The organism is Pseudomonas fluorescens, from assembly GCF_030344995.1.
Lineage (GTDB): Bacteria > Pseudomonadota > Gammaproteobacteria > Pseudomonadales > Pseudomonadaceae > Aquipseudomonas > Aquipseudomonas fluorescens_BF.
In genome coordinates, this window is the sequence record NZ_CP128260.1 from 1,637,240 (window position 1) to 1,649,103 (window position 11,864).

Below are 11,864 nucleotides of genomic sequence, written 5' to 3' on the forward strand. Positions count from 1 at the left end.
TGTTCGTGATTGGCGTTGAACGTGCCCCTGTGGATGCCGCTGCCGGGCGGTGTCTGGATTTGCTTTGGCAAGGCTCGAATGCGCGGGCCTGCCATCAAAAACAGGATCATTTGAAAAATGGCCACATACGACATCCTGATTGCCGATGATCACCCTCTTTTTCGTAGCGCACTGCATCAAGCGGTGACGATGGGCCTTGGCCCGGACGTACGCATGGTGGAGGTGGCGAGCATCGCCGAACTGGAAGCCCGCCTGACCGAAAAGGCTGACTGGGATCTGGTGCTGCTGGACCTGAACATGCCGGGCGCTTTCGGGTTTTCCGGGCTGGTGATGTTACGCGGTCAATACCCGCAGATTCCGGTGGTGATGGTTTCGGCCCAGGAAGAAGCCTCGGTGATGGTCAAGTCCCGGGAATTTGGCGCCAGTGGTTTCATTCCCAAGTCCAGCGACCTGAGCGTGATTCAGGAAGCGGTGCGCAAAGTGCTGGATGGCGACGTGTTCTGGCCGCCTCAGGCGTTCGAAGCCGTCAGCGTTTCTGATGAGGCCAAGGCGGCCAGCGATGGCCTTGCGAGCCTGACACCGCAGCAGTTCCGGGTGTTGACCATGGTCTGCGAAGGTTTGCTGAACAAGCAGATCGCCTACGAGCTGAGCGTGTCCGAAGCGACCATCAAGGCCCACGTCACGGCGATTTTTCGCAAGTTGAACGTGCGGACCAGGACCCAGGCAGCTTTACTGCTGCAACAACTTGAGTCAATTCCGAGCCAGTAAGCACTGGCGTCTTCACGCTTTTTTGACTTTCGTTGATCTAGCTTCCCCACATCTTTTCGGTCGGTTATCTACTTTATGTCACCTTTCAAGGGCCAGACGGGCCTGAAACGCATCCTCAACGCTTCCGGTTACTCGCTGGACGGCTTGCGCGCAGCCTTCACCGGCGAAGCCGCTTTCCGCCAACTGGTGCTGCTCAACGTGGTGCTGATTCCGCTGACGTTTTTCCTCAATGTCAGCCGGGTCGAGCAGGCGCTGCTGATCGCTGTGTGCCTGCTGGCGCTGATTGTCGAGCTGTTGAATTCGGCGGTGGAGGCGGCGATTGACCGCATCTCGCTGGAGTTGCACCCGCTGTCCAAGAACGCCAAGGACATGGGCAGTGCCGCGCAATTCGTGGCACTGAGCATGATCGCCCTGGTGTGGGCGGTGATTCTGCTTTAAGCGATGCTCGGCAGAACGATCTCGTCGCTGCGCTGCACCCCGGCGGTGAAGGCGCGGCACAGGTCGAGGAATTCGCGCATAGCGGAGGTCTGGTACTTCTGTTTGTGCCAGATGAAATAAAACTGCCGCGCCAGATCCAGATCCGGCGTCTCCACCGGCACCAGGCTGCCGCGCCGGAAGGCATCACGCAGCGCCAGACGCGAGATGCAGCCAATCCCCAATCCTGATTCCACCGCGCGCTTGATCGCTTCGGTGTGCTCCAGCTCCAGCCGGATGTTCAGCGCGCTGCGGTGATGCCGCATCGCCTGATCGAACGTCAGGCGCGTCCCCGAACCCTGTTCCCGCAGAATCCAAGCTTCATGTGTCAGTTCCTCCATGGTCGCGCTGCCGCGTTTGGCCAACGGATGCTGCGGAGCGCAGAACACCACCAGTTCATCCTCGACCCAGCTCTGCACTTCAATGTCCGGATGGCTGCAATCGCCTTCGATTAGACCCAGATCAATTTCGTAGTGAGCCACTTGTTGCACGATATTGGCAGTGTTCTGTACGTGCAGCTTCACCTGGCTTTCGGGGTGGCGCTGCATGAAACCACCGATCAGCAGGGTCGCCAGGTAATTGCCGATGGTCAGGGTCGCGCCCACCGACAGCGAGCCGAAACCGGATTTGCCGTTGAGCAGGTCTTCGATTTCCTTGGCCTGATCGAGCATGGCCACCGCTTGCGGCAACAACTGTTTGCCGAGGGCGTTGAGGCTCAGGCGTTTGCCGGCGCGATCGAACAGCTGGCAGCTGGACTGGCGCTCCAGTTCGGTGATGGAAGTGCTGGCGGCCGATTGCGACAGGTTGAGCAGACCCGCAGCACGGGACACGCTTTCCTGCTGGGCGACGGCGACGAAGACTTGCAGTTGACGAAGAGTAAATCGCATATCGATATAACCGATAACCCTTATCTTAATAATCCAGTTAACAGATATTGTCGGCGCTATTAGAATGCGATGCAATTGCGCACCGTCGGCATTCTTCAAGACCAGCCGGGCAGGCGCAGATCAATCTCCAGGAGTCCCACGTACATGAGCAACATGAACCACGAGCGTGTCCTCAGTGTTCATCACTGGAACGACACTCTGTTCAGCTTCAAGTGCACCCGCGATCCGGGCCTGCGCTTCGAGAACGGTCAGTTCGTGATGATCGGCCTGCAACAGCCAAACGGCCGCCCGCTTATGCGCGCTTACTCGATCGCCAGCCCGAACTGGGAAGAGCATCTCGAGTTCTTCAGCATCAAGGTGCAGGACGGTCCGTTGACCTCCCAGCTGCAGCACCTGAAGGAAGGCGACGAGATCATCATCTCGAAAAAACCGACCGGCACCCTGGTGCTGGACGACCTGAACCCGGGCAAGCACCTGTACCTGCTGAGCACCGGTACCGGTCTGGCGCCGTTCATGAGCGTGATCCAGGACCCGGAAACCTACGAGCGCTTCGAGAAAGTGATCCTGGTTCACGGTGTCCGTTACGTCAACGAAGTCGCCTACCGCGAGTTCATCACCGAGCACCTGCCGCAGAACGAGTTCTTCGGCGAAGCGCTGCGTGACAAGCTGATCTACTACCCGACCGTGACTCGCGAGCCGTTCGAGAATCAGGGCCGTCTGACCGACCTGATGCGCAGCGGCAAGCTGTTCAGCGACATCGGCCTGCCACCGATCAACCCGCAGGACGACCGTGCGATGATCTGCGGCAGCCCGAGCATGCTCGACGAGACCAGCGAAGTGCTCGACAGCTTCGGCCTGAAGATCTCGGCGCGTATGCGCGAGCCGGGTGATTACCTGATCGAGCGCGCATTCGTCGAGAAGTAATCCCGACGATGCCAAAGAAAAGCCCGCGTTGCCTGAGAAGGCAGCGCGGGCTTTTTCGTTTCCGGGGTTCACGCCTCGGCGGGGATGACTTCCAGGACGCGGATCTGTTCGGGCGTCGGGTAATGCCAGCGCACGTCCAGATCCCAGAACTGCGCGCCGTATTCGCGTTCGGGCACGGGCGTCTGATACGCCGGGCGCGGATCCTGGGCCAGGCACTGCTCGATCAATTCGACCAGCGGCTCGGCCAGGCGCTGAGCGTGCGTATGCGCCTGTTGCAGCGCCGCCTCTGTCCACTGCACGTCGATCAGTTGCGGCGCGGCACTGGCGATGCTGTTGGAGGCGTCAGCAATGATGTCGGCGTAAGGCACGTAGGGCTTGATATCGAGAATCGGCGTACCGTCCAGCAGGTCGATGCCGGAGATGAACAGGCGATTGGCCTCGACCTTGTCCAGCTTCACCACCGACTGGCCGATGCCGTTCGGCCGGTGCGTGGCGCGGGTGGCGAACACGCCCATGGACTTGTTGCCACCCAGGCGCGGAGGGCGGACTTTGAGGCGCGGCTTTTCTTCCAGCGCCTGATGGAACAGGAACAGCAGCCAGACATGACTGACCTGCTCCAGCCCCTGCACCGCGTCGCCCTGATCGAACGGCGCCACCAGTTCCAGCACGCCACGGGCGGCGGGGGCCAGTTGCGGCTGGCGCGGGATGGCGAACTTCTCCTTGAAGCAGGAGCGGACAAAGCCGATGGGGGAGACGCTGTAAGTCATGGTTTGCATTCGAAGCGGAGCAGGGCGGGCATGATAACCCGGCAGGCTTCAAGTCTGGTGCTGGCAGAACTGGCGCTATCGCTGCGATGCGGCGGGCCGACAAGCCAGCTCCCACAGGTTTTGTGGTGTACACAAATCCTGCTGACACTCGAGATCTCTGTGGGAGCTGGCTTGCCAGCGATAGCCGCACCGCCGATATCAGAGGCTAAACCCGCCATCCAGCGGAATGATATTCCCGGTCATGTACGCCCCGGCGGTACTCGCCAGGCTGATCGCCAGCGCTGCCATCTCTTCCTCACGCCCCCAACGTTTCATCGGGATCAGCGCGGTGTCTTCGGCCAGCGCCTGCTGGTCGTTGCCGATGTGCTGGGTCATCTTGCTCGGGAAGCGCCCCGGCGCGATGACGTTGACGTTGATGTGCTGGCTCACCAGTTCCCGGGCGAGAATTCGCGACAGTTGATGCAGGGCAGCCTTGCTCGGCCCGTAGGCGTAGGCCTGTTCACCAAAGGAAGAAATCCCCGCCACCGAACCGATGTTGATGATCCGCGCCGGATTGGCCGCCGACCCGGACTTGCGCAGCAACGGCAGAAACTGCTGGATGCAGCTGAACACCGACGTCACGTTGAGTTGCATGACCTTTTCCCAGCCCTTGACCGGGTAGCTCTCCAGCGGCGCGCCCCACGTCGTGCCGGCGTTGTTCACCAGAATGTCCAGATGAGTGATCTGTTCGCCCAGTCGCGCGGCCAGCTCTTTCACGCCTTCTTCCGTCGCCAGATTCGCCGCCACGCCCAGACAAGTGCCCAGAGCACTGAGTTCTTCAGCGGTTTGATGACAGGCTTCAGCGTCCCGGGAGCAGACGTACACACGGGCGCCGGCCTCGACAAAAGCCTTGGCGATCATTTTGCCGATACCACGGGTGCCGCCGGTCACCAGGGCGGTGCGGCCTTGCAGGGAGAAATACGGGTGCATGGCGAATCCTGAGGGCTAGGGTTCAGTACACCCTAGTCGCCGGCCGCGAAAAGCGGAGCCACTATTATTGGAAGGAATGGAGGGGCATGCATGAAAACGGCGACCGAAGTCGCCGTTTGGTCTTTGCAAAAAATCAGCCGCGAATGCGCAGCGTCAGGCCCTTGAGGAAATTGCGCAGCAACTGATCGCCGCACGGGCGGTAGTTGGTGTGGCCGACCTTGCGGAACAATGCGCTCAGCTCAGGCTTGGACACCGGGAACTCGGCAGCCTTGAGGATCGCGTGCATGTCGTCTTCCTTCAGTTCGAAGGCCACGCGCAGCTTTTTCAGGATGATGTTGTTGGTCACCGGCAGTTCGATCGGCAGCGGCGGACGGCTTTCGTCCTTGCCGCGCTTGAAGATCACCAGACCGTCGAGGAAGTGCGCGATGACTTCGTCCGGGCAGCGCACGAAACCTTCTTCGTCTTCTTCTTTCTTGTCTAAGTACGTCACGACATCGGCAAGCGTGACGTCCAGGCCGCCGAGTTTGATGATCTCGACCACTTTCTTGTCGCTGATGTCGAGCATGTAGCGCACGCTGCGCAGAACGTCGTTGTGAACCATGTGTGCAATCCTGATTGTTCGCTGTGGGCATCGCGCGGGCGCGGTACCGGAAATGTAGAGTGGCTTGCGAGCCTTAGAATTTCTCTTTGCCGGACAGGTAGCGCCATTGGCCGACCGGCACCTTGCCGATGGACACGCCGCCGATGCGGATGCGGCGGATGCCGATCACCTTCAGGCCGACCGCTTCGCAGAACTGGGCGATGATCCCCGGCTGCGGGTTCTTCATGGCGAAGCGCAGGCGGTTTTCGTTCTGCCAGCTGGCCTTGACCGGCGGCAGCTCCTTGCCCTTGTGGGTGAGGCCGTGCTGCAGACGGTTGAGGCCGTGGGCAACCATGTCGCCTTCGACTTCGACCACGTATTCCTGCTCGATCTTGGCCGAGTCGGCGGTGAGCTTGCGCAGTACCTTCCAGTCCTGGGTGAACACCAGCAGGCCGCTGGCCTTGGGTTGCAGGTCGGCGCTGGCGGTCAGGCGCAGGAAATGCCCGCGCAGCGGACGCTTGCCGTAGCGGTGTTCTTCGCTGAGGTTTTCGGCATTCAGCGACTGCATGGCGCTGTCGACATCCATGCCGGCCGGCACGTTGAGCAGGATGGTCACCGGCTCCGGCGCGGTGGCCTTGGCGTCCTTGTCGAGCTCGACTTTCTGGTCGCCGACCTTGAACTGCGGCTCGTCGATGACTTCGCCGTCCACGGTGACCCAGCCGCCCTCGATGAACAGCTCGGCCTCCCGGCGGGAGCAACCGACCAGCTCGATGAGGCGTTTGGAGAGGCGAATCGGGTCAGTCATGACAGGGGCCGTAACAAAAAAGGGGTGGGCATTGTACCTGCCTGGGGCCGGTTAAGCCCGATTGCATTTGCGCCGTGTGGCTTTTAGCCGCGTACCGCGCGCTGCTCCGGTTGTTTCAGACGCATGTGCAACAGCGGATACGGCTGGCCCATGCCATCGACTTCCGAACGGCCGATCACTTCGAACCCTTGCTTGAAGTAAAACCCCAGGGCCTGCGGGTTCTGCTCGTTGACGTCCAGTTCGTCGGCGTTCAGGTGCTCCATCGCGTACTTCAGCAGTTTCTTGCCAAGGCCCTGGCCGCGATGGGCCGGGTCGATGAACAGCATTTCAATCTTGCCCGCCGCAACCCCGGCAAACCCGGTGATGCGCTGGTGACTGTCGCGGGTGCAGATCAGCATAACCGCGTCGAGGTAGCGGGTCAGCACCAGATTCTTCAGCAGCTCGATGTAGGATTCCGGCAGGAAATCATGAGTCGCACGGACCGAGGCCTCCCAGACCCGGGTCAGTTCCTGATAATCGCTGAGTTTCGGCGTGTGGATGACCGAGTGGTGACGCATGCCCGATAGCCTCTTTGTCATGGATGAGGGAGTCCTTCCCACCCCAAACGATAGCCGTAAAAAAGCCCCGCATCTCGTAAAAGAGAGCGGGGCTTTCTGTATTTTTCGCGCTTAGATCTGTTCGGCCCAGAGGTCGTATTCGTCGGCGTCGGTCACCTTGCACCAGACCTTGTCGCCCGGCTTGAGGTTGCTGCCGTTGTCGATGAACACGTTGCCGTCGATTTCCGGGGCGTCGAAGAAACAGCGGCCGACTGCGCCTTGCTCGTCGACTTCGTCCACCAGTACTTCGATTTCACGGCCGATGCGCATTTGCAGACGGGCCGAGCTGATTTCCTGCTGGTGCGCCATGAAGCGTTCCCAACGATCCTGCTTGACGTCGTCCGGGACGATGTCGAGGTTCAGATCATTGGCCGGTGCGCCTTCGACCGGCGAGTACTGGAAGCAGCCGACGCGGTCGAGCTGGGCTTCGGTCAGCCAGTCCAGCAGGTACTGGAAGTCTTCTTCGGTTTCGCCGGGGAAGCCGACGATGAAGGTCGAACGGATGATCAGGTCCGGGCAGATCTCGCGCCAGTTCTTGATCCGCGCCAGAGTCTTGTCTTCGAACGCCGGGCGTTTCATCGACTTCAGGACTTTCGGGCTGGCGTGCTGGAACGGGATGTCCAGGTACGGCAGGATCTTGCCGGCGGCCATCAGCGGGATCAGTTCGTCGACGTGCGGGTACGGGTAAACGTAGTGCAGACGAACCCAGACGCCGAGGGTGCTCAGCGCTTCGCACAGTTCGGTCATGCGGGTCTTCACCGGCGCGCCGTTCCAGAAACCGGTGCGGTATTTGACGTCAACGCCGTAGGCGCTGGTGTCCTGGGAAATCACCAGCAGTTCTTTCACGCCGGATTTGACCAGACGCTGGGCTTCGTCGAGCACGTCGCCGACCGGACGGCTGACCAGTTTGCCGCGCATCGACGGGATGATGCAGAAGCTGCAGCTGTGGTTGCAGCCTTCGGAAATCTTCAGGTACGCGTAGTGACGCGGGGTCAGCTTGATGCCTTGCGGTGGCACCAAGTCGATCAGCGGGTTGTGATCCTGCTTCGGCGGCACGACTTCGTGCACCGCGTTGACCACTTGCTCGTACTGCTGCGGACCGGTGACGGCCAGCACGCTTGGGTGCACGTCACGGATATTGCCTTCTTCCACGCCCATGCAGCCGGTCACGATGACCTTGCCGTTTTCCTTGATCGCTTCGCCAATGACTTCCAGCGATTCGGCCTTGGCCGAGTCGATGAAGCCGCAAGTGTTGACCACGACCACGTCGGCGTCCTGATAGGTGGACACCACGTCATAGCCTTCCATGCGCAGCTGGGTCAGGATGCGCTCGGAGTCGACCAGTGCTTTCGGGCAACCCAGAGAAACGAAGCCAACCTTTGGATTGGCCGGCGCAGGAGTGGTGGACATGTCTAACCTCGGTGTTTTGTGACATCGATTACCTGATTCAGGAACCGACGGACGGGCGCTTGAACTGCGCCTCTGATCAAAAAGTGCGCAATTCTAGCGACGAGCAGCGCACTTGACCAGCTTTATGCAGGGAAATACGACGAGTGCTGCGCTATGCTTCGCGCCGTTGCGCTTTACTGAATTTTTACAGTCAAGAAAACGTCTGTTACAGGGCGTAAAAACGCGCATGCTGCACACAAAGCATAGTGCTTCATATAAGAAGCCGGTCTGGGAATCAGGAGTGTTGGATGGGTCAGGCAAGTAGTCACGCGGCAGGCGCCGAAGGTTCGGCCACCAAGCCGCTGAGCATGCTGGTCGCGGCGGTCGGGGTAGTTTACGGCGACATCGGCACGAGCCCGTTGTACACCCTCAAAGAAGTGTTTTCCGGCGCTTATGGCGTGCCTGTCAATCACGACGGAGTGCTCGGCATTCTGTCGCTGATTTTCTGGTCGCTGATCTGGGTCGTTTCAATCAAATACATGATGTTCGTCCTGCGCGCCGACAACCAGGGCGAAGGCGGGATCATGGCGCTCACCGCGCTGGCGCGGCGGGCAGCGGCGGGACGCAAGCGGTTGCGTACGTTGCTGGTGGTCTGCGGACTGATCGGCGCGGCGCTGTTCTATGGCGACAGCATGATCACCCCGGCGATTTCCGTGCTCTCGGCCATTGAAGGTCTGGGCCTGGCCTTCGACGGCATCGACCACTGGGTGGTGCCGCTGTCACTGGTGGTGCTGGTCGGGTTGTTCCTGATCCAGAAGCACGGGACGGCGCGGATCGGCATCCTGTTCGGGCCGATCATGGTCACCTGGTTCCTGGTCCTCGGCGCCCTCGGCGTGTATGGCATCAGCCACACCCCGGAAGTGCTGCACGCGATGAACCCCGCGTGGGCGGTGCGGTTCTTTACCGTCCATCCGGGCATGGGCGTGGCGATCCTCGGCGCCGTGGTGCTGGCGCTGACCGGTGCCGAAGCGCTGTACGCCGACATGGGCCACTTCGGTCGCAAGCCAATTGCCCGGGCGTGGTTCCTGCTGGTGTTGCCGGCGCTTGTGCTCAACTATTTCGGTCAGGGCGCCTTGCTGCTGGACAACCCGGAAGCGGCGCGCAACCCGTTCTACCTGCTGGCCCCGAGCTGGGCGCTGATTCCGCTGGTCGGTCTGTCGACCCTGGCCACGGTGATCGCCTCGCAAGCGGTGATTTCCGGCGCATTCTCCCTGACCCGTCAGGCGATCCAGCTCGGTTACATCCCGCGCATGTACATCCAGCACACCTCCAGCGACGAGCAGGGCCAGATCTACATCGGGGCCGTGAACTGGTCGCTGATGGTTGGCGTTGTGTTGCTGGTGATCGGCTTCGAATCTTCCGGCGCGCTGGCCTCGGCCTACGGCGTGGCGGTGACCGGCACCATGTTGATGACCACGATCCTGGTCTCCGCGGTCATGTTGCTGCTGTGGAAATGGCCACCGATTCTGGCGGTGCCGGTGCTGCTTGGCTTCCTGCTGGTGGACGGTCTGTACTTCGCCGCCAACGTGCCGAAGATCGTCCAGGGCGGTGCCTTCCCGGTGATCGCCGGTATCGCGCTGTTCGTGCTGATGACCACCTGGAAGCGCGGCAAGCAACTGCTGGTCGAGCGCCTCGACGAAGGCGCGCTGCCGCTGCCGATCTTCATCAGCAGTATCCGCGTCCAGCCGCCGCACCGCGTGCAGGGCACCGCTGTGTTCCTCACCGCCCGTTCCGACGCGGTGCCCCACGCGCTGTTGCACAACCTGTTGCACAACCAGGTCTTGCACGAGCAAGTGGTGCTGCTGACCGTCGTCTACGAAGACATCCCGCGCGTCCCGCCATCGCGCCGCTTCGAAGTCGAAGCCCACGGCGAAGGCTTCTTCCGGGTGATCCTGCACTTCGGCTTTACCGACGAACCGGACGTGCCGCAGGCGCTGAAGCTGTGCCATCTGGACGATCTGGACTTCAGCCCGATGCGCACCACCTACTTCCTCAGCCGCGAAACGGTGATCGCTTCGAAACTTGAAGGCATGGCGCGTTGGCGAGAGGCGCTGTTTGCGTTCATGTTGAAGAATGCCAATGGCAATTTGCGCTTCTTCAATCTGCCGCTGAACCGGGTGATTGAGTTGGGGACGCAGGTGGAGATGTAACCTCCGCCACAACTGAAAAGCCCCCGTCAGTCTTAAAGGCTGGCGGGGGCTTTTTTGTGCGCGTCCGGTTTATCAGTGCTTGGTCGGATAGTGGAAACAGCAAGTTGCACTATGTTTAATTCAGCACAATACTCTGTGCATTAACGTACGCATCAGCATGTGAGTGAGAGGTGATTATGACGGCATTATTAGAGCGTGCTGACCAGGCTATTTCCGTGACTGCCATGGTCAGGAGCTTCAGCGCGAAGCTCAAGGAGATTTCCAGTCGTGCCACTGAGCGTCTGGTCATCTTCAAGGACAATCAACCGGCAGCGGTCATCATCAACGTGCAGGCCTATCAGGAAATGCTGGATGAGCTTGAGAACCTTCGCATCGAAGCGGCAGCCCGTGAGCGTCTGAGCAATTTTGATCAGACCAAGGCTGTCAGCCATGAGGATATGCGGGCAAGGTACGCCCGGAAGGATTAAGGGAGCGCTGGATGGTTTGGGGAGTGATTTATCATCCGGAAGTCCAAGGGGATCTTGATCAATTGGGATCAGCAGCTGCCAACCGGATACTGGATGTGATCGAAGAACGGATCATCCACGGCGAGCCGGACAAAAGTGGCAAGCCTCTGAGAGCCAGTCTTGCGGGGTGCAGACGAATTCGAACGGGCGACACGCGAATCGTTTATCGAGTCGATGGCCGGGCCATCCAGGTGTTGATCGTTGCGGTGGGTGCTCGACGTGACGAAGAGGTGTATGGCGCTGCTGAAAGGCGCCTCTGAACAATAAGCCCCCGTCAGCCCTGTGGCTGGCGGGGGCTTTTTCGTTTTTGTGCAGTTACATGCTTTCTGGCAGTTCTGCCTCAGATTCGGTCTTCGTTCGCGCAGGTCGCGGCATCAGGGCCTTCATCACGGCGTCGACCAAGGCCTTGCCGATTATCGTCAGGTAATGCGCGGCCCAGGCGTGGCGGTCGCTTTCCTTGTCGTAGGCGGCATCCTCGGCGAAGGATTTGGCGAGAAACAGCAAGTCTGAAGCCTGGGACAGTGCTTCGACGATGGGGACGCCGGAGCGAACGTTGAGTAACGCCTGATCCGAGCTGTAGAGCAAAGAGGTGAAGCCGATGGTTGTCAGGTCTGACGGTGATGAAAGACTTTGTTTGCTCATTGTTTCGCTCCATAAAACGAGGAGCTGCCCCATTCGTTACCACACGAATGGGTGGCAGCTGTACGCAGGGTGGTAAACCGGGAGAGCAAAGAAACCGGCAGACCCGAAGGTCTCCCACGCACAGCCGCCATGACTCGAGTTGCAGGCGTAAAAACACCTGAGTCGTGTTGGGAATGCTTTTGCACTTTGCCTTGCCGGGTTACCACACCCGATCACTGAAATGGTCAGCGACCTCTGGAGAGTATCCCGTCGAAAAACAGCGCAATAGTGCGGCAAAGTGCCCAAACACGAGATTAGGAGTTTGCCTACAAGGTGCGCGGACGTCATCTGATAATGCGGCACCAGAC

Annotated in this window: 14 protein-coding genes; 6 read left to right on the forward strand and 8 right to left on the reverse strand. The window is 60.2% G+C overall.

What is annotated here, in order from left to right; all coding sequences use genetic code 11:
* Positions 1-117 precede the first annotated feature (117 nt).
* Positions 118-768 (forward strand): response regulator transcription factor ErdR, encoded by a 651-nt coding sequence (gene erdR / locus QR290_RS07330; protein ID WP_085647827.1) that lies wholly within the window; start codon positions 118-120, stop codon positions 766-768.
* A 75-nt stretch (positions 769-843) separates the two neighbouring features.
* Complete coding sequence (locus tag QR290_RS07335; RefSeq protein ID WP_003222276.1) at positions 844-1,206, forward strand: diacylglycerol kinase; 363 nt, start codon at positions 844-846, stop codon at positions 1,204-1,206.
* On the opposite strand, the gene QR290_RS07340 is transcribed toward QR290_RS07335, so the two are convergent.
* Positions 1,203-2,129: a LysR family transcriptional regulator gene (locus QR290_RS07340; RefSeq protein ID WP_007954941.1), complete on the reverse strand. Its 927-nt coding sequence runs from the start codon at positions 2,127-2,129 to the stop codon at positions 1,203-1,205. The two genes, QR290_RS07335 and QR290_RS07340, sit on opposite strands and share 4 nt — an antisense overlap.
* Before the next feature lie 144 nt (positions 2,130-2,273).
* Between QR290_RS07340 and fpr the strand changes: the two genes are divergently transcribed.
* Complete coding sequence (gene fpr, locus QR290_RS07345) at positions 2,274-3,053, forward strand: ferredoxin-NADP reductase (protein WP_007908723.1); 780 nt, start codon at positions 2,274-2,276, stop codon at positions 3,051-3,053.
* Positions 3,054-3,121: 68 nt separating this feature from the next.
* Here the strand turns inward: fpr and tsaA are convergent, their stop codons facing one another.
* The 6 genes from tsaA to rimO form a co-directional block, all read right to left on the reverse strand.
* Positions 3,122-3,820, reverse strand: a complete 699-nt coding sequence (gene tsaA, locus QR290_RS07350) for a tRNA (N6-threonylcarbamoyladenosine(37)-N6)-methyltransferase TrmO (protein ID WP_289204623.1) — start codon at positions 3,818-3,820, stop codon at positions 3,122-3,124.
* Positions 3,821-4,018: 198 nt separating this feature from the next.
* Positions 4,019-4,789 carry an SDR family oxidoreductase gene (locus tag QR290_RS07355; protein ID WP_115076773.1) on the reverse strand — a complete coding sequence of 257 codons (771 nt, stop codon included), beginning with the start codon at positions 4,787-4,789 and terminating at the stop codon, positions 4,019-4,021.
* A gap of 133 nt (positions 4,790-4,922) precedes the next feature.
* Positions 4,923-5,390, reverse strand: coding sequence for a DUF1456 family protein (locus QR290_RS07360; RefSeq protein WP_115076774.1), 468 nt, complete (start codon positions 5,388-5,390; stop codon positions 4,923-4,925).
* 73 nt (positions 5,391-5,463) lie between these two features.
* Positions 5,464-6,174 (reverse strand): rRNA pseudouridine synthase, encoded by a 711-nt coding sequence (locus QR290_RS07365; RefSeq protein ID WP_289204624.1) that lies wholly within the window; start codon positions 6,172-6,174, stop codon positions 5,464-5,466.
* An 83-nt stretch (positions 6,175-6,257) separates the two neighbouring features.
* A complete protein-coding gene (locus tag QR290_RS07370) occupies positions 6,258-6,731 on the reverse strand; it encodes a GNAT family N-acetyltransferase (RefSeq protein ID WP_041475157.1) in 474 nt (157 codons plus the stop codon).
* Positions 6,732-6,842: 111 nt separating this feature from the next.
* Entirely contained in the window at positions 6,843-8,180 is a 1,338-nt protein-coding gene (gene rimO, locus QR290_RS07375) for a 30S ribosomal protein S12 methylthiotransferase RimO (RefSeq protein WP_085712910.1), read from the reverse strand.
* A 347-nt stretch (positions 8,181-8,527) separates the two neighbouring features.
* Here rimO and QR290_RS07380 point away from each other — a divergent pair, with 347 nt between their 5' ends.
* The 3 genes from QR290_RS07380 to QR290_RS07390 all read left to right on the forward strand — a co-directional run bounded on the left by QR290_RS07380 (position 8,528) and on the right by QR290_RS07390 (position 11,135).
* Positions 8,528-10,369, forward strand: a complete 1,842-nt coding sequence (locus QR290_RS07380; protein WP_430736788.1) for a potassium transporter Kup — start codon at positions 8,528-8,530, stop codon at positions 10,367-10,369.
* A 176-nt stretch (positions 10,370-10,545) separates the two neighbouring features.
* Positions 10,546-10,836, forward strand: coding sequence for a Phd-YefM (locus QR290_RS07385; protein ID WP_007954962.1), 291 nt, complete (start codon positions 10,546-10,548; stop codon positions 10,834-10,836).
* An 11-nt stretch (positions 10,837-10,847) separates the two neighbouring features.
* Positions 10,848-11,135 (forward strand): type II toxin-antitoxin system RelE family toxin, encoded by a 288-nt coding sequence (locus tag QR290_RS07390; protein WP_007954964.1) that lies wholly within the window; start codon positions 10,848-10,850, stop codon positions 11,133-11,135.
* Between the two features lie 55 nt (positions 11,136-11,190).
* Here the strand turns inward: QR290_RS07390 and QR290_RS07395 are convergent, their stop codons facing one another.
* Complete coding sequence (locus tag QR290_RS07395) at positions 11,191-11,517, reverse strand: DUF3077 domain-containing protein (protein ID WP_115076777.1); 327 nt, start codon at positions 11,515-11,517, stop codon at positions 11,191-11,193.
* Positions 11,518-11,864: the final 347 nt, after the last annotated feature.